Annotated in this window: 18 protein-coding genes; 7 read left to right on the plus strand and 11 right to left on the minus strand. The window is 57.4% G+C overall.

Features of this window, described 5'->3' with window-relative positions; all coding sequences use genetic code 11:
* Window positions 1–4: 4 nt before the first annotated feature.
* The 6 genes from accB to DHN60_RS20905 all read right to left on the minus strand — a co-directional run bounded on the left by accB (window position 5) and on the right by DHN60_RS20905 (window position 6,005).
* Entirely contained in the window at window positions 5–496 is a 492-nt protein-coding gene (gene accB, locus DHN60_RS20880; RefSeq protein ID WP_108839243.1) for an acetyl-CoA carboxylase biotin carboxyl carrier protein, read from the minus strand.
* Window positions 497–709: 213 nt separating this feature from the next.
* A complete protein-coding gene (locus DHN60_RS20885; protein WP_108839244.1) occupies window positions 710–1,465 on the minus strand; it encodes an ABC transporter ATP-binding protein in 756 nt (251 codons plus the stop codon).
* Window positions 1,466–1,560: 95 nt separating this feature from the next.
* Entirely contained in the window at window positions 1,561–2,325 is a 765-nt protein-coding gene (locus DHN60_RS20890; protein WP_108839245.1) for an ABC transporter ATP-binding protein, read from the minus strand.
* Window positions 2,326–2,337: 12 nt separating this feature from the next.
* On the minus strand, window positions 2,338–3,537 hold the full coding sequence (locus tag DHN60_RS20895; protein WP_108839246.1) for a branched-chain amino acid ABC transporter permease: 1,200 nt from the start codon (window positions 3,535–3,537) through the stop codon (window positions 2,338–2,340).
* A gap of 3 nt (window positions 3,538–3,540) precedes the next feature.
* Complete coding sequence (locus DHN60_RS20900; protein WP_108839247.1) at window positions 3,541–4,572, minus strand: branched-chain amino acid ABC transporter permease; 1,032 nt, start codon at window positions 4,570–4,572, stop codon at window positions 3,541–3,543.
* A gap of 95 nt (window positions 4,573–4,667) precedes the next feature.
* On the minus strand, window positions 4,668–6,005 hold the full coding sequence (locus DHN60_RS20905; RefSeq protein WP_108839248.1) for a substrate-binding protein: 1,338 nt from the start codon (window positions 6,003–6,005) through the stop codon (window positions 4,668–4,670).
* Between the two features lie 234 nt (window positions 6,006–6,239).
* On the opposite strand from DHN60_RS20905, the gene DHN60_RS20910 reads away from it, so the two are divergent.
* From DHN60_RS20910 to DHN60_RS20930, 5 genes are all read left to right on the plus strand, one after another.
* A complete protein-coding gene (locus DHN60_RS20910) occupies window positions 6,240–7,535 on the plus strand; it encodes a helix-turn-helix domain-containing protein (protein WP_108839249.1) in 1,296 nt (431 codons plus the stop codon).
* A gap of 109 nt (window positions 7,536–7,644) precedes the next feature.
* Complete coding sequence (locus DHN60_RS20915) at window positions 7,645–8,019, plus strand: response regulator transcription factor (protein ID WP_108839250.1); 375 nt, start codon at window positions 7,645–7,647, stop codon at window positions 8,017–8,019.
* Entirely contained in the window at window positions 8,016–8,309 is a 294-nt protein-coding gene (locus DHN60_RS20920; RefSeq protein WP_108839251.1) for a hypothetical protein, read from the plus strand. The genes DHN60_RS20915 and DHN60_RS20920 overlap by 4 nt, the downstream gene beginning before the upstream one ends.
* Entirely contained in the window at window positions 8,309–10,987 is a 2,679-nt protein-coding gene (locus tag DHN60_RS20925) for a sensor histidine kinase (protein WP_108839252.1), read from the plus strand. Before DHN60_RS20920 ends, DHN60_RS20925 begins: the two co-directional genes overlap by 1 nt.
* 91 nt (window positions 10,988–11,078) lie before the next feature.
* Complete coding sequence (locus DHN60_RS20930) at window positions 11,079–12,362, plus strand: FliM/FliN family flagellar motor switch protein (RefSeq protein WP_108839253.1); 1,284 nt, start codon at window positions 11,079–11,081, stop codon at window positions 12,360–12,362.
* Between the two features lie 16 nt (window positions 12,363–12,378).
* Here the strand turns inward: DHN60_RS20930 and DHN60_RS20935 are convergent, their stop codons facing one another.
* Genes DHN60_RS20935 through DHN60_RS20950 form a run of 4 tightly spaced genes read right to left on the minus strand, consistent with a single transcriptional unit; the run spans window position 12,379 to window position 13,934 of the window.
* Window positions 12,379–12,816, minus strand: a complete 438-nt coding sequence (locus DHN60_RS20935; RefSeq protein ID WP_108839254.1) for a TIGR01244 family sulfur transferase — start codon at window positions 12,814–12,816, stop codon at window positions 12,379–12,381.
* Between the two features lie 9 nt (window positions 12,817–12,825).
* Window positions 12,826–13,257: a DUF6691 family protein gene (locus DHN60_RS20940; RefSeq protein ID WP_108839263.1), complete on the minus strand. Its 432-nt coding sequence runs from the start codon at window positions 13,255–13,257 to the stop codon at window positions 12,826–12,828.
* Window positions 13,257–13,670: a YeeE/YedE family protein gene (locus tag DHN60_RS20945; RefSeq protein WP_306416024.1), complete on the minus strand. Its 414-nt coding sequence runs from the start codon at window positions 13,668–13,670 to the stop codon at window positions 13,257–13,259. Before DHN60_RS20945 ends, DHN60_RS20940 begins: the two co-directional genes overlap by 1 nt.
* 21 nt (window positions 13,671–13,691) lie before the next feature.
* Window positions 13,692–13,934 (minus strand): hypothetical protein, encoded by a 243-nt coding sequence (locus tag DHN60_RS20950; RefSeq protein ID WP_108839256.1) that lies wholly within the window; start codon window positions 13,932–13,934, stop codon window positions 13,692–13,694.
* A 111-nt stretch (window positions 13,935–14,045) separates the two neighbouring features.
* On the opposite strand from DHN60_RS20950, the gene DHN60_RS20955 reads away from it, so the two are divergent.
* The gene (locus tag DHN60_RS20955) at window positions 14,046–14,309 is read left to right on the plus strand and encodes a DUF2312 domain-containing protein (RefSeq protein WP_108839264.1); all 264 of its coding nucleotides are present in this window, start codon (window positions 14,046–14,048) and stop codon (window positions 14,307–14,309) included.
* A 1,405-nt stretch (window positions 14,310–15,714) separates the two neighbouring features.
* Here DHN60_RS20955 and DHN60_RS20965 read toward each other — a convergent pair.
* On the minus strand, window positions 15,715–16,455 hold the full coding sequence (locus DHN60_RS20965) for a VPLPA-CTERM sorting domain-containing protein (protein ID WP_234423737.1): 741 nt from the start codon (window positions 16,453–16,455) through the stop codon (window positions 15,715–15,717).
* Window positions 16,456–17,202: 747 nt separating this feature from the next.
* On the opposite strand from DHN60_RS20965, the gene DHN60_RS20970 reads away from it, so the two are divergent.
* Window positions 17,203–17,716 (plus strand): IS110 family transposase (locus DHN60_RS20970; RefSeq protein WP_108839258.1); only part of this gene is annotated, 514 nt, incomplete at its 3' end.

Below are 17,716 nucleotides of genomic sequence, written 5' to 3' on the forward strand. Positions count from 1 at the left end.
TCCCTTATTCGAGGATGACGAGAGGTGCGCCAAATTCGACCGCTGCCCCATCGTCCACAAGGATGCGTTTGACGGTGCCTGCACGCGGGGCAGGGATGTGGTTCATGGTCTTCATCGCCTCGACGATCAGCAATGTGTCGCCTTCGGCCACTTTCTGGCCAACAGAGATGAAGGTCGGAGCGCCGGGCTCGGCTTGCATATAGACTGTGCCGACCATCGGAGATGGCACGGCGCCGGGGTCATCGGCGGGATCAGCTGCGGGTGCCGCTGCCGCGGGTGCCGGGCTTGCTGGCGCGCTGGCGGCTGGGACGGGTGCTGCGGCGGGCAGGGCCTGAACAGCGACCTGTTGTCCAGTGTGGCGCGAGACGCGCACGTTCAGGCTGTCATCTTCGCCGTATTCGCGTTTCACCTGAACTTCGGTCAGATCGTTTTCACGCAGCAGTTCTGCCAGAGCCTGGATAAAGGCGACGTCGGCGTCCTGATTTTTTTTGCTCATTTTTGTCCTCAAGCCTTTGGCATCAGCAAGGAGCCGCATGCCACACAGTGGTGCGTGTATAGCGGGCGATTGAGGCCGTGAAAAGCGCCCTTGATGACCTTGCGCTATTCTCGGCGTTACAGGGGGGCAACAGCAGGGCAGGTAGTGCTTAAAATGCCAGCACGGAGCCGAGGGCTCCGTGCTGGTAAATTCTTGCCTGACGCTGACCGGAGATCAGATTGCGAGGTATTCTGCGCGCAACTCTTCGTTTTCCAGCACCTCGGCCGCAGTCCCGTCAAATACGATGCCACCGGTGTCGAGAATGACGGCCCGATCTGCCAATTGCAGTGCGCGTACGGCGTTTTGTTCGACAAGGATGGTCGTGATCCCTTGTTCTTTGATGATGCTGAGCGTCTTTTCAATCTCGTCCACGATCACTGGCGCGAGGCCTTCGTAGGGTTCATCAAGAAGCAGCACTTTGATGTCGCGGGCCAGCGCACGCGCGATGGCAAGCATTTGTTGCTCGCCTCCGGACAGGGTGGTGCCCTCTTGCGTGCGGCGTTCGCCGAGACGCGGGAACAGTCCGTAAAGCCGTTCGATCGACCATCCGATTGGGGGTGCGATCTGAGCGAGTTTCAGGTTTTCTTCGACTGTGAGGCCGGGAATGATGCGGCGATCTTCGGGCACAAGGCCCAGACCGGCCTGAGACGCCTCGTGACTGGACATTTTGTGCAAGGGCTGGTGGTCCAGCCAGATCTCGCCATGGGTCACTTGTGGGTCGCCGATGCGCGCGATCGAGCGTAGAGCCGACGTTTTTCCGGCTCCGTTGCGCCCGAGCAGGGCAAGGATTTCGCCCTCGTGCACGTTAAAGCTGATGCCCTGGACGATGTAGCTTTCGCCGTAATAGGCGTGCATGTCCCAAACGGACAGAAAGGCTGGGGCGGTTTGGGCGTGGCTGACGCCTTTGGAAAAATCTGGTTTGACGTTCATGTCGTTGTCCTCGCTTTTGGGCGGGGTAGGGCAGAGGACACCTCCGCCTTACGATTTCTGTTCGGCCGTAAAGCGGGCGCGTTGCCCGCCTCCGGTTATGCCGCGTCTTGCGTTTCGCCCAAGTAGGCTTCGCGCACCTTGGGGTGTCCCTTGATCTTGTCGGGCGTGTCTTCGACCAGTGGCGTGCCTTGGGCCAGTACCGTGATCCGTTCAGCAAGAGAGAACACCACATGCATGTCGTGTTCGATGATTGCGATGGTGATGTCGCGCTCATCCTTGATCTGCTTCAAGAGATCGATGGTGTTGTTCGTGTCGGCCCGCGCCATGCCAGCGGTCGGTTCGTCAAGCAGCAGCAGGCGTGGCTCTTGCGCCAGACACATGCCGATTTCCAAACGACGTTTGTTACCGCGAGACATGGTTGCCGCGTTGTCGCCGCGCGCATCGGCCATGCCCATTTCTTCGAGCATGTGTTCGGCCCGCTCTACGATCTCGCGGTCCTTGTACATGTCGATAAACGCGTTCGGCGTGAACGATCCGTCACGTTTGGCGAAGCAGGGGATCAACATATTTTCCAACACGCTCAGGTCGCCAAAAATTTCTGGCGTCTGAAACACTCGGGAAATACCCATCTGGTTGATCTCGTAGGGCTTGCGTCCCAATACAGATTTGCCGTCGAACATGACCGAGCCTGTGTCCGGGATCAGCTTGCCCACGAGGCAGTTCAGCAGAGTGGACTTGCCCGCCCCGTTGGGGCCGATGATCGCGTGGCAGGAGTTTTCTGCCACACTCAGGTTTACGTCTCCAAGCGCTTGCAGACCGCCAAACCGTTTGCCCACGTTTTTGATGTCGAGAATACCCATGTGAAAGGCTCCTTATTCCGCAGGTGTGGTTTTGCCGTCCGGAGTGTCCGAACTTGGGTTTTTGCGCTTGAACAGCTTGGCAATCCGTTGCCCGCCCTCAACCAGCCCGCCGGGCAGGAAGATCACGACCAGCATAAAGATCAGGCCCAGTGTCAGGTGCCAGCCCTTACCGATGAAGGGATAGATCAGCGTGACGACAAAGTCCTCAAGCCCATCTGGCAGGAAGGCGAACCATTCATGCAGGATGGTCGAGTTGATCTTGGACATGATGTTCTCCATGTACTTGATCATGCCCGCACCCAGAACCGGGCCAATCAGCGTGCCCGCACCGCCAAGGATGGTCATCAAGACGACTTCACCACTTGCGGTCCAGAACATGCGCTCGGCCCCCACTTGGGTATCCATCGCCACCATCAGACCACCAGCAAGACCGGCATACATGCCCGACACCACAAAGGCCGCAAGCGTGTAGGGCCGTGCATTTAGGCCGGTGTAGTTCAGGCGTTGCTGATTTGACTTGATCGCGCGCAACATCATCCCGAAGGGCGAATTGAAGATCCGGATCGCAAGATAGAAGCTTGCCAGCATTGCAATCGCAGCCACGTAGTACCCGACATTGAATGTGAACAACCATGATCCCACGGACCATTCAAAGCTGGAGCCCATTTCAAGCCCGAACAGGTTGGCTTTGGGCGATGCACCTGCCTCCAGCGCACCGTCCAGAATGCGCGGGTCCTGCAATTTAGGCTGCAGACCCGTTTCACCGCCCGTGATGGGTGTCAGTACCGAATAGGCAAGGGCATAAGACATTTGCGCAAATGCGAGCGTAAGGATCGAGAAATAGATGCCCGAACGGCGCAGACTGATCCATCCGACCAGCAGGGCAAACAGCCCCGCGACTATGACTGACACAGCAATCGCCGGAATGATGTTCATCGTCAGCAGCTTCATCATCCACATCGCGGCGTAAGAACCGACACCGAGGAAAGCGGCGTGTCCGAAGGACAAATAGCCGGTCAAGCCGAACAGAATGTTGAAACCGATGGCAAAGATGCCGAAGATTACAAACCGTTGCATCAGGTCAGGGTAGCCCGCGTTGAACTGCGCCATACCCGAGCCTTCAGGGAAGGGGTTGAGGATGAAGGGGGCCAGTAACGTAAGTACGAAGACCAGCAACAGGAGGTTTGTGTGTTTTTTGTCTAGTCCGAGCATGGTTTAATCCTCCATCACGCCTTTGCGGCCCATCAAGCCACGGGGACGGGTGAGCAGAATGATGATTGCAACCAGGTAGATGATGATCTGGTTGATACCGGGCAGGAATTCGAGGACCTCACGCATCGACGCAAAGCTTTCCAGAATGCCAAGCAGGAAGCCCGCAAGCACCGCGCCGGGCAGGCTGCCCATGCCACCGACAACCACCACCACAAAACTGAGCACGAGGAAGTCCATACCCATGTGATAGTTCGGTGAGTTGATCGGTGTGTACATCACCCCGGCGAGACCCGCGACGGCGGCAGCCAGTCCGAACATCAGTGTGAAGCGTTTGTCGATGTTAATGCCCAGCAGTTGGACCGTTTCGCGGTCTGCCATTCCGGCCCGCACAACCATCCCGAAGGTGGTGAATTGGAGGAAGGCAAATACGCCGCCAATGATAATGGCCGCAAAGGCAAAATAGACCAGTCGCCAGTATGGATAGATGATCGTGTTGGGGTCAAAACCCAGCGCTGCACCAAAGTCGAAAGAGCCTTTGAACGCATCGGGTGCGGGCGTCGGGATCGGGTTGGCGCCATAGTAATACTTGATGATCTCTTGGAGAACGATGGCCAGACCAAAGGTTACAAGGATCTGGTCTGCGTGGGGGCGGCTGTAGAAGTGCTTGATCAGGCCGCGCTCCATCGCGACGCCGATCAGGACCATGACTGGAATGGCGAACAGAATCGAAATGGGCACCGCCCAGTCAATTATTACATCCCCAGTAGCCTGCCCGAAAATATCGTAGATGTAAGGCACCTCGACTTGCAGCGGATTGCCCAAAAAGTCTTTTTGCGTTTCGTCGATGACGGTATGGCTGATTTGCAGCAGACGGCTGAGTGTCACAGCGCAGAATGCACCGATCATGAACAACGCCCCGTGGGCAAAGTTCACGACACCAAGCGTGCCAAAGATCAACGTCAGCCCCAGCGCAATCAGCGCATAGGCGGAGCCTTTGTCGAGTCCATTGAGAATTTGAAGGATGATCGCGTCCATCGGCCTAACCTTTGGTTGGAACGTTTTGTGCCGCGCGGCGTCTGAGGCCCGGGCAGGGTAGGGTGGGCAATTTGCCCACCCTTATTTTGATACGCTTATGCGCCTGGGTTGCAGGCACCCAGCTCGCCACCAAAGATCGACGCGTCATACGTGACCTGAGATGTTGGCGTGACTTCGACGATCTCAAGAAGGTCGAACTCGGAAGTTGGGTTCTCTTTACCCTTCACAACCAGCACGTCTTTGAAGCACTGGTGATCTTCGCCGCGATACAGCGTTGGGCCATTGCCCATTCCGTCGAATTCGAAGTCCGAAAGGGCTTCGCCAACGGCGCATGGGTTGAACGAGCCGGCACGTTCGACGGCATCTGCATACAGCAGGGCCTGAACGTAGCACGTGTGTGCCGCCTGGCTGGGTGGGAAGCCGTATTTGGTGCCGAAGGACTGAACGAACTGCTTGGAACCTTCGTCCTGCAGCGACCAGTGCCAGTTGGTGGAACCGAAGATACCCTTAACGTTGGCACCGGCACCTTTCGCCATCAGGCGAGAGTAGAGCGGAACAACGATTTCGAAGTTCTTGTCGTTCACCAGCTTGTCACGCAGGCCGAACTGAACCGCGTTGGTCAGCGAGTTCACCATGTTTCCGCCGTAGTGGTTCAGAACCAGAACGTCAGCACCGGACTGCAGAACAGGCGCGATGTAGGAAGAGAAGTCAGTCTGCGTCAGCGGCGTTTTCACAGCTGCAACAGTTTCCCAACCCATGGCTTCGGTGGATGTGCGTACGGCTTCTTCTGTGGTGTAACCCCAGTTGTAGTCCGCTGTCAGGTGATAGGCGCGACGGTCCGTGCCGTAGTTGTTGGCAAGGATCGGGGCCAGAGCAGCACCAGACATGTACGAGTTAAAGAAGTGACGGAAGCCGTTGGCTTTCTTGTCTTTACCCGTTGTGTCGTTGGAGTGCGTCAGACCGGCCATGAAGATCACGCCCGCTTCTTGGCAAAGCGCCTGAACGGCAACAGCCACACCGGAGGACGAGCCACCTGTGATCATGACGGCGCCGTCTTTTTCGATCATCGAACGGGCCGAAGCGCGAGCTGCGTCAGATTTCGTCTGCGTGTCACCCGTGACGTATTCAACCTTCTTGCCCAGGATGCCGTTGCCTTGCAGGGCCTTGGACGAGAATGTGTTCATCAGGCCGCCGTCGCCGCCACCGTTCAGGTGCTCGACTGCAAGCTCATAAGCACGCAGTTCGTCTGCACCCTCATCAGCGTAGGGGCCGGATTGTGGCACGTTGAAACCCAGAGTAACCGACGAGCCTGTGGGTTCGTTGGTAAACGCCGCGGCAGATTGTGCCGTGAAAATCGTTGGTGCTGCGACGCCGGCGCCGGCAATTGCGCCGGTTTTAAGAACACCGCGACGTGTCAGGTTCATTTTGGACATGAAAATCCTCCCATTTGTTGAAATGCGCAGTCCCCTCTCCTCAGGTGGGACGCGCGGCACCTATTGATGCAAATCCCTTATCGCGCATGATGTGAAAACCAAGCAATAAACCCTTTGTTTTTCACAACTATCTTGTAAATATATACACAAGAGTACGGCGTATCTTGTAAATTTAGTTATGTTGCAGCGCAGAAACACGTTGATATAGAACGTGAAATCAATAGGAGGCGCACCATGCGTGACGCACTGACAGGCACCCGGATCCGCGACCGGCGCGTGATGGCAGGTACCAAGCAATCCGCGCTCGCCCGTGAAATCGGGATATCTGCGTCCTACCTAAATCTGATCGAACATAATCGGCGCAGAATCGGCGGCAAGCTGCTCTTGGATATCGCCGCGGCACTTGGAGTCGAGCCTGCGGCCCTCACCACAGGCGCCGAGGCAGCCATGATTGCCACGTTGCGCGAGGCAGGCAGCGGGGCTGCAATGGCCGAGGGTGAACTGGACCGGGCTGAGGATTTCGTGGGGCGCTTTCCCGGCTGGGCGGATGCGCTTGCGCTGGCCCACCGCAAACTCGCCGGGCTTGAACACACGGTCGAAGTGCTGAGTGATCGCCTTGCTCACGACCCCGAAGTCGCGGCTTCGGTCCACGAGGTGTTGTCCACCGCCGCCGCGATCCGCTCTACGGCGTCTATTCTGGCAGGGGACAAGGACCTGCCCGAAGAATGGCGCGACAGGTTTCATGCCAATATCGACGCAGACAGTCGCCGTCTTGCGGACAGCTCAAAGGCTTTGGTCGGCTTCCTCGATCCCGAAACCGGGGAGGCTGCGCACACGGGCTCGCCCCAAGAAGATGTCGAGGCCTTTCTGGAGGCGCAAAACTATGTCTTTGACGCAATCGAGGCTGGGGAGGCTGACATTGCGCAAATTGTCAAAGATGCACCCGAACTGACCTCGGTTGCCGCGCGCTACATTGCGCAGGGGGTGTTGCAGCGTATGGGCGTGGACAGTGCCAAGGTGTCTCTGCCCGCATTGCGCGGTGGGCTGGACGACGTCGGCCTCGACCCAACCGCTCTCGCCGCCCGCTTTCGGGTGTCGGTGGCATGCATTTTGCGCCGCCTGATTTCCATGCCAGATCTTGGCGTTGGCCTTGTGGTTGCTGACCGGGCAGGCAGCCTCCTGTTCCGCAAGGGGGTTGAGGGCTTCACGCTGCCGCGGTTTGGCGCGGGCTGCCCTCTCTGGCCGTTGTTTCAGGCGTTCGGAGCGCCGGGGCAGGTGTTGTTTCAGCGGGTGCGCATGCCGTCGCGGGAGGAGGGTCTGTTTGACTGTTTCGCAACTGCCGAGCCGGTTGGGTATGTCGATGTGAACACACCACCCTTGCTGCAATCCACTATGCTGATCGTTCCGGTGTCCGCGCCCGAAGACGCCGCTGGGCCGTCCCCGTTTCACGTTGGACCGGCCTGTAGAATCTGCCCAGCCCAACAGTGTCAAAGCCGACGCGAACCATCCATCCTAAGCGAAGGTTTTTAAGGCGTTTTGACAGGCCCGCCAAAACCGCACATAGTTGCTGTGCACCGTTGATGAGCACCGTTTGAGACGGATCGCCAGCGGCGACGGTGCGTAGGGGAGGAGCCGCACATTGGGCAAGCATGTTTTGCTCGTCGAGGACGAGGTCAATATTATAGAGGCCATCAGCTTTTTGCTCAGTCGCGAAGGGTGGCAGGTCGATACTCATTCGGATGGGGCGACGGCGATGGAAACGATCAGAGCGGCGCGCCCGGACCTTGTGGTGTTGGACCATATGCTGCCGGGCAAAAGCGGTCTCGACATCCTGACCGAGCTGCGCGCTGATCCGGAGTTCCAGTCCATTCCGGTTTTGATGCTGACCGCGCGCGGTCAGGCCCGCGACCGGGAACAGGCCGAAAAGGCTGGTGTCAGTCGGTTCATGACCAAACCGTTTTCGAACATCGAAGTGGTCACTGCTGTGCGCGATCTTGTGCAGCTGGCGCAATGAGCACCCAAGGCGCAACGCCTGTCTTTCTTGAGCGGCGCAGTTATCGCCGCCGCCGGATGATGGATGCGCTGCGCCTGTTGCCGATCCTTGGGGTGTTTTTGTGGATGCTCCCACTGTTCTGGCCAACGCCTGCGGACGGGCCCACAGCACCCGAGGCGGTGCCTTTGTCTACTGCTGCGACATACGTCTTTGTCGTGTGGCTGGCCCTGATCGCATCCGCATTTTCTCTGTGGTCCTTATTGCGTGCGCGTCCCGAGATGGATGAGGACGCAAGCCAAGAGCTGCGCTGATGGCCTCGGTCAATCTGCTGATCGGCGTCAGCCTGACCTACGTCACGTTTCTCTTTGCCATCGCCTTCTTTGCTGAGCGGGCGACTGCGCGGGGGCAGGTGACATGGCTGCGCTCGCCTCTGGTCTATACCTTGTCCTTGTCAATTTACTGCACAGCTTGGACATTCTACGGCGCGGTCGGATATGCGGCGCGCTCGGGCATGGAATTTGTAACCATCTACCTTGGCCCCAGCCTTGTGATGATTGGCTGGTGGTGGGCGTTGCGCAAGCTGGTGCGGGTGGGGCGCGCGCAGCGGGCCACATCGGTGGCAGACCTGATTTCGTCCCGGTTTGGCAAATCGAACCTTCTGGCCATTGTTGTGACGATCATGGCCGTAATCGGGGTGACACCGTACATCGCCTTGCAACTGCAATCGGTAACCCTGTCGCTGGCAATCTTTGCCGAGCCAGAAGCGGGCGCATTGAACCAGACCGGAGCCGCGTTCTGGGTGGCGTTCGGGCTGGCGCTGTTCACGGTCTTGTTCGGAACCCGCAACCTCAATGTCAATGAACGCCATAACGGCGTTGTCATCGCCATCGCAGTCGAGGCGGTTGTCAAGTTGATCGCCCTTTTGGCCGTGGGTGTTTTTGTGGTCTGGGGCGTGGCAGGGGGCGTGGCCCCGATGATGGAGCGGATCGACGCCTCTCCCATTGGCACGTGGGAAATGGATCGCAGCCGCTGGCTGGCTCTCACGGCGCTGTCGGCGGCGGCCTTTCTGGCCCTGCCGCGCATGTTTCAGGTCATGGTGGTCGAGAATGAAGACGAACGGCACCTGCAAATCGCCAGTTGGGCCTTCCCTCTCTATCTGATGCTGATGAGCCTGTTTGTGGTGCCCATCGCTGTTATTGGCCTTGATCTGATGCCAGCAGGGTCCAACCCGGATCTTTTCGTTCTGACGATACCGCTGGCACAAGGACAGGTGGGGCTTGCCACGCTCAGTTTCCTGGGGGGGTTCTCGTCAGCGACGTCGATGGTGATTGTGGCAACGCTCGCGCTGTCCACGATGGTGTCAAACCACATTGTGATGCCCGTGTGGCTCAGTTCCCGTGTTGAGGGGGCGCAGGTGTCTGGCGACGTGCGCAACGTGGTAATCTTGTCGCGGCGTGCTTCAATCTTGCTGATTATCGGTCTTGGCTATGTCTACTATCGGTTTTCCGGCGGTGGTGCGGCGCTGGCGGCGATCGGGCTGATTTCCTTCGTGGGTGTTGCTCAGTTTCTGCCGGCCATGCTGGGGGGTATCATTTGGCGTGGGGCGACGCGCTGGGGGGCACTTGCCGGGCTGCTCATGGGATTCACGATCTGGGTGTTCTGTTCACTTTTGCCCAGTTTTGGGCCCGGTGTCGTTTTGTCGTCGAGCGTCTTCGAACAAGGGCTTTTTGGTCTTGGATGGGTGCGCCCGCATGCGCTCTTTGGGATTGAGGGGATTGATCCGACGGTGCACGCAGTGGCCTGGTCAATCACGCTGAACATCGCCGCTTTTATCATTGTTTCCCTTGTGACCTTTCCCAGCCCGCTTGAACGATTGCAGGGCGCCCAATTTGTCAATGTCTTTGACCATTCCGGACGCGCACAGGGCTGGGATGCAGCCCGCGCCACAAGCGAGGACCTGATGGTTATGACCCAGCGGATCCTTGGTGCCGAGGAGGCGCAAACGCTGTTTCGCCTTGAGGCCTCCCGGCAAGGACTGGACGGCGGTTTGCCCGAGCCCACTCAAGGGTTCGTGCAGCACCTTGAACGGGAACTGGCGGCCAGTGTGGGCGCGGCCACCGCCCATGCGATGATCAGCCAGCTTGTGGGCGGAGCCTCCGTATCGGTGCAGGACCTGATGGCGGTGGCCGACGAATCTGCGCAGATCCTCGAATACTCCAACCAGCTGGAGGCAAAGTCACACGAGCTGTCACGCACCGCCCACCAATTGCGTGAAGCGAACCAAAAACTGACGGCGCTTTCTGTGCAAAAAGATGCCTTTCTGAGCCAGATCAGTCATGAATTGCGCACGCCCATGACCTCCATCCGGTCCTTTTCCGAGATTTTGCGCGACACCGAAGGCATGGGGCAGGTTGAAAAGACGCGCTATGCCTCGATCATCCACGGTGAGGCGATGCGGCTGACGCGGTTGCTTGATGACTTGCTGGACCTCAGCGTCCTTGAAAACGGGCAGGTGTCCTTGCGCCATGAAACTGGTGGTTTGGGCGATCTTCTGGAAAAATCCATACGGACGGCGCAAGCGGGCAGCACCGAACCGCTCACCATTCGCCGACGCCACGTAGACGAGGCGGTGATGCTGTCCACCGACCATGACCGCTTGGGACAGGTGTTCATCAACCTGATCACAAATGCACGGAAGTATTGCGATGCCGAGACCCCGGAACTGGTGATCTCCGTGAGCCGTGATGGGCCGAACCTGTCTGTTTCCTTTGCGGACAATGGAACCCCCATCCCAGACGATGATCGCCGCGTGATTTTCGAGAAATTTGCACGGGTTGGGAATCAGGACGGGTCTGGTGCCGGGTTGGGGCTCGCTATTTGTCGCGAGATCATGACCCGTCTGGGCGGTGACGTCACCCACGTGCGCGAAGCCCACGGGAACACCTTTGTCGTGCATTTACCCAGTCAGAGCGCACTGGCCGCGCAATAGGCCCATCTGATCGGATCATTTTTATGGGGCGATCTAAAGTGCTTGGTAACCAATTCTGCCTAAAGGTGACGGCGAAATTGTAGGCCGGTTCATGGCAGAGGATATGGGCGAAACCGAAAACCAAACCGTCTTGGCGCGCATAACCGCAAGCGCCCGAAGTGAGCGCAAGGCCAAAGCCATGAAGTTGCAAAAGGCGTTGCGTATCGCGTTTGCCAAGGTGGCCGACGCGCTTATGGACCTGCCTGCGGCAGTTTTGAGTGTGTCGATCCAGAACATCAACGGTGAGGATATCGAGACGGCGCTTGATGATGCCCAGTTGCAGCTGATCCTCGATGGTCCCCACGGGTGCATCGGGGCGGCTATGTTCGCGCCAGTTGTGGTTGGCGCCATGATCCAGCAACAAACGATCGGCAATGTCAGCCAAGGCCCTGACCCTGAGCGGGCGATGACACGCACGGATGCGGCGATTTGCGCGCCGCTGCTTGACGCGCTTTTTGAACGACTGCCCACTCTGTTGGATGAACCTGACGAGGTGGAGTTGATTGATGGGTTTCAGTTCGGGGCCAAGGCCCATGTTGCGCGCACGCTGGCACTGGCGCTGGATGCGTCCGCCTACATCGCGATCCGCGTAACGTTGGATATCGCGCGCGGCGCGCGACAGGGCGAAGTGGTCCTGATCCTGCCAACGCTTGAGGCGCGCGCCGAACAACCCGATGAAGCGGGCATGGACCCGGATCCGGGGGCGGCTAGTGATGGGGCCGACATGACCAAGTTGGTCATGGGGCTGAATGCAGATCTGCGTATGATCCTCTGCCAAAACAATCTGCCGTTAAGCCGTCTGAACGCTTTGAAAGTCGGGGACACGCTGAAAGTGACGCCCGGCGTGTTCCCAAATGTTCAGATCACGACTGCAATGGGCCGTATCCTTGGGCGCGGTGAGGTCGGGCATGTGGATGGTGTGCGCGCGGTTAAGATAATGCGCGCGCCACTACACGCCGTGCGGCCCCTGCGCCGCGTCAGTGACCAGCCTTTGGTTGATATGCCCGAAGTCGAAGTGTTGACGGCGTCAGGTCGACGCAAAACCGTACCGCGCGAAGTGGACGCGAGCGCCGAAAAGGTTGCCGATGCGTCGAGCACCCTACCACCGATTGTGGAGCGCCGCGCGCCTGCTGCATCTGATAACGATATAGACAAACCGTTTCCCGTCGAAGACGACGCGGATGATACAACAAGCCAGCCAGCCTTGGCCGCTTTGCCCGGTCTTGAGGATGCGCCCAATCTAGACGGATTACCGGACGTAAACGGTTTGCCCGAACTTGATGACTTGCCGGATTTGGCGGACCTGCCTGATCTCGAAATGCAAGCGGCCAGCTAGTCTCGGTCGGTGGTTCTCAGGCGCTGTTTTTGGCTTGCGCAATCGCCTCAAGCGTTGGGCGCAAGTTTTCCAGATCATACCCGCCTGCGCGGGCGGCGTTCAGAATGTCATCTGTCGCCATCTCTCCGGCTTGGCCAAAGCACCACACAACGGTGGACCGGGTTCCCGAAGCGCAATAGGCCAGAACGGGTCCGCCCGCTGTTGCTGCGTGTTCCATCTGCGCGGCCACATTGGGTGGGGTCATCGTCTGGTGCGTCAGGGGTAGGCGCACAAAGCCAAGACCAGCCGCGCGCGCTGCATCTTCGATCGCTTCCGCTTGAAGGGGAGGCGGCACCTCTTCATCGGGGCGATTGCTGATGATGGTTGTAATGCCCGCAGCCGCAATGTCCGCCATATCGGCTGGATCCAGCTGTGGGGCCACGAAATAGTTCGGTGTAATTTGACGTATATCCATGTCGGAGGTTTAGGCGTGCGACGCCTGTCTGTCCAGCATGCGCCGTAGCGGCGGTACCGCCCACATACCGGCCAGCATCGCCACCAGGAACACCGCCCCCGGCCACCCGCCATAACTGATTGATGCAATGGCCGGGCCGGGGCAAAGGCCCACAAGCCCCCATCCTATCCCGAACAGGATGGACCCAAATACCAGAGGGCGATTAAGCGTGTTTGCAGGAGGGGACGGAAATGCCCCACCTGCCAGCGGCACACGCCCGCGCGTCATCCGCCACGCCAGCAACATAGGCAGGATTGCGCCGCCCATCACAAAGGCCAGCGTCGGATCCCAGTGTCCAGCGATGTCGAGGAACCCTCGTACACGGCTGGTGTCCGTCATGCCCGACACGTGCAGCCCGGCTCCAAAAAGGGCGCCACTGACCAGCGAAAGAACCGCACGCATCATATCCCGAACCCAATCCGCATAACGCTGACTGTCACAACGCCAGCGCCGATGTAAAACAGGGTCGCCACCAGCCCGCGCAGCGAAAACCGCGACAGACCACAGACCCCATGACCAGAAGTGCAGCCATTGGCAAAGCGCGTACCGATACCAACGCACAGGCCCGCCGATATCAGCAGCCAGAGTTGCGACGTCGCTTGGGTATTCACAGCCCAGCCACCAAATGTGAACAGGGCAGGGGCGCCGATGAGCCCAATGAGAAAGGCCAATGTCGGACCACGGTCTGAACCGGTGCCGTCCACCAATCCGCCAACGATCCCGCTGGCACCCATGATGCGCCCCGTACCCAGAAGCAGAACAGCCCCCCCGGTGCCAATCATCAGCCCGCCAAGCAGACCGTAGAGCCACGCCATCTCCATCGCCTTGCCCTTTTGCTATTTCAGAAAGATACCGACAATCACTAGCATCAGACCGATGACCGACACAAAAAGTGCCCCAAGGTTCATCGGCAGCACCCGCGCCATCAACGCACGCATGGCTTCATCATCAAGCCCGGCACGTCTTGCTGACCAGACTTTGATGATGCACAACACAAGTCCTGCAAGCCCCAGAAGCGACAGCGCTGCGCCACCCCAGATCAGTCCGTCAAAAATGCTCATGCCAGCGTCGTTTTCCATGGCCGCCGGGCTATCGCAGGAACCGCACATTGGCAAGCCGGGTTGCCTCTTGCGGTGCCTACCTTGCGCGGCTATCGAGGCGCACCAACCCCCAGCCGCGAGGAGCCGCGCATGTCCGACACTGCCACCAACGCCGAAAGTTACCGCGTCACTGCCGATGAACTGCGCCAGTTTATCGAGCGGATCGAACGGCTGGACATGGAGAAAAGAGATCTTGCTGACCAGCAAAAAGAAGTGATGGCCGAGGCCAAGGCGCGTGGCTATGACACCAAAGTCATGCGCAAGGTGATCGCGCTGCGCAAGCGTGACAAGGACGACATCGCCGAGGAAGAAGCGGTGCTGGAAATGTACAAAGAATGCTTGGGTATGACCTAATAAGGTTTAGATGTCCCTAGAGACTCCCGATCTTTTGAATAGCGCTGCCGCAAAGTGAAAGCAGGCTTGATGCTGTGTAGCCTCAAATAGCGCAGCAGCAGCAAGCCTGCGGCGGTGACGAGATTGTTTTTCGTGGCTTGGTAGTTTTTGAGTGAAAGTATCCTTGATAGCATCGTGCTGTCTTATGACGATGGGGTCGTACCCGTCCTGATGTCAGCAGACCTACCGCTGCTGGTGGTTGTGCTTGGCGGCCTGGGCCTGATGACTCGTCGCCGCGGAAGCACCCCCCCTTTTTTTGCTAGAATTATCAAGTGTCGGTACCTGACCCAAGTCAGTCGGTTGTGGGATAGGTGGAATTTTATTCCCATATTTTCCCAAAACTGGGAAAACGTTCCGAATCTATCTTTGCCATTTTTTTTTCAAAGGATAGTTATTCTTGCTGGGATGAACAAAATTCTTATTTTTTTCAGCGGGTTAAGCGACATTTTTCTTTCTGATAGGAAGCCCTAGAGCGAGAGGGACACTGTCATGGCGCATTTTATCCGCGCAGTCAAAGACGACCTAAGGGCCGAAGGGCTAGAAGATTTAGTTGGCTCCAATGTTGGAGTTTTCTGGTCCCGAGAAATCCGCCTTGAAATTGCGGCCACAGATTATCTGCGTTGGAAGGCTATGGGTACGTGGCGGTCTAAGGGGCAGTCGGCCTACTCGTCATTGTCTCGCCCATCGGCAAACACCATCAAAGGTCTCAGCGCTGATCTGGTTAATTTGCTCAGCTGGTGTGAGACCCGGAGAGTTGACTGGAAAAAACTTAGCTATAATCACCTCGTCGATCATTACCAGGGAGAAATGAACGCGGGCCGTTGGTCCCTGTTGGAAAGGGGGCGCCCACTTTCTCCATCCACAATTAATCGCCGCATGGGAACGGCTTGTGACTTCTTAGAGTTCGCCGCAGACCGCGGTTGGCGCGAACCGATAGTGGTCCAATTGGAGTCAGTTCGTCGCCCAGATGTACCCAGCAGAACCACCCAAGCTCGGGTTGGACGCATGCGTAGACACCCTAAAGAGCTCAGGCTCCCCACCTTAGTTGAGCTAAACGATTGGATGATTGGACTAACGAGGCAGTCGGGAAGTACCGCTGGTCTCATGGTTAGAACAGCCACTTTGGTAGGATTGAGACCTGACGAGGTGAGACTTTTGCGCTCTAATCAGCTTCCACAACCTATAAACAGACGTTAATCTCAACGGCAGCTTTTTCCAGCTTCAGACGTTCGCTGCGCCAATGCCCAATGTCTCAGTTGCGGGACTGTTCAACCGTTCAGCGCACTATCCAAACAGGTTGCTTTCTTCACACAAATGGAAAAAGCCACCGCATTAGGTGGCTTTTTGCTCTAATCGTGACGCGAGTTTAGCTCTTTTTGCGGCGGCGCAGGGCCGCTACGGCACCCAGGGCGGTGAGCATTAGCAGGCCCCCCGCGGGAAGGGGCACAGGCGCTACTGTCAGGTTGTCAAACGCAACGCCGATACCGGTTGTCTTGGTACCGGTGAACACGAAGTCGAGTGAGGTGATAGCATCACTTCCCGAAGCGTCGAACGAGAATTTCCACGCCATGCCGTCGAGCGACGTGGTTGTGTCCGTGCCATTGGTGGAGCCGACGAAGCTGTCGAGCGACAATACTCCGCCGCTCCTGGTATGGGCGTTAAGGGTCCAACTTTCGGTGCCTAGCGTCTGGGTGCCGTCGATATCCCAGATCTCGCCAGTTATCGCAGAGGCGCCGCCCGCAAAGCTCAGCGAGAAGACGGGGTTGAAGTTCTGCAAGTTAACATTCAGCGCGCCAGTTGTGCGCAGGAAATAGCCACCTAGGTCCGCAGTGGCGTCAATGTCGGTGTCGTTCGGAACAATGGTGTCGGTGACGAATCCTGTCGTAGGGTCAGACGAGCCGGATTTCTCAATGCTCATAGTTCCCGCGCCTGCGTTTAGAGTGACGCCGGAGGCATTACCGGCACTGTCAAGCAATCCGATAGGCGTGGTGAGCAGTTGGTTGTCGGTATAGCCCTGCTCAAAATTGACCAGTGTGGCGGCCATGGATGAAGCTGGCAATGCCAGAGCTATTGAAACGGAAGCCAGAAGCAAATGTGTTTTTTTCATCTAAATTATCCCTCATTAACCATTTGTTAACGTCAGTGTACCGAGGGAAACGCCATACAGTCGTGGTCCGACATTTCCCAATTGGCTCGAAGCAGACCAATCATTTCTTTACTAGCCTCCAAAGCACGCGCCGGAAATATTAAAAACAAGCATTTGCCACAGATTTGCCACATTATTCTTGCGATCTGGCACGGCTTCACCAAATGCGGGAAGATTTTTCTATCTAAGCCAGAAGGCCAGCGCCCGCAGTTGGCTATGGCCAATGTCTCACCCTAAACAAATAATGCCCAAAAATGAAAAACTGCGGCGATTCGTGCGTGCCAAACGCAATATTGAGTCATCCTCTGCTCCCCCATTTTGGTGACAACGACCTGCTGAAGACTCGGTTGTTTGCAGAACGGAAATTCATTTGGTTTAATAGAAGCAGCTCCGGCTTAGGTTCTTTTTTGGGCTGCTTGAAATTGCCCAAATGCGGCCTTCAGTTGCCAAAATGAACAATGGTAGCTTTGGGCTCAGTGCGGTCATCCGACGGTTTTACTCAGATGACCGCTTGATCACGTTAAGCGGACATTGCGAGGTGTGGTTTGAGAATTCGAGCTTGAATGGCTGCATTTACCGGTACCGGACATTCGCTGCACCTTGCACGAGTGTCTGAGTTGCGGATGGGGTGGATGGCTCCTGCATCACCCGGCGTCGTAATGCGCCATAGTGCAGCTGCTATGAACCGCTTTTGAGAGGAGCCACCCAATGCAAGTTACAACAATCGGTTTAGATTTAGCCAAGAACATTTTTCAGATCCACGGTATCGACGACCATGGTGAGGTTGTATTCAACCGCGCGCTGAGACGGGCGCAAGTCCTGGCATTTTTTGAACGCCTCGAGCCATGTTTGGTCGGTATTGAAGCCTGTGGAACGAGCCATCACTGGGCACGCGAACTGATCAAACTGGGTCATAACGTGAAGCTGATCCCGCCAGCTTATGTGAAGCCCTACGTCAAGCGCGGTAAATCAGATGCCGTTGATGCCGCAGCTATTTGCGAGGCAGTCACTCGGCCAACAATGCGATTTGTTGAGGTAAAGACACCCGAACAACAAGCGATACTCTCTGTTCATCGCACACGCGACTTGATTGTGAGACAGCGTACTCAGACCATCAATATGCTGCGAGGGCAGCTGGCAGAGTTTGGTATCATCTTGCCTCAAGGCATCTACCATGCGCTGCATTTTGCCAAGGACTGCTTAAAAGAAGCTCCGTCTGACC

The organism is Tateyamaria sp. Alg231-49, assembly GCF_900143535.1.
Classification (GTDB): Bacteria; Pseudomonadota; Alphaproteobacteria; order Rhodobacterales; family Rhodobacteraceae; genus Tateyamaria.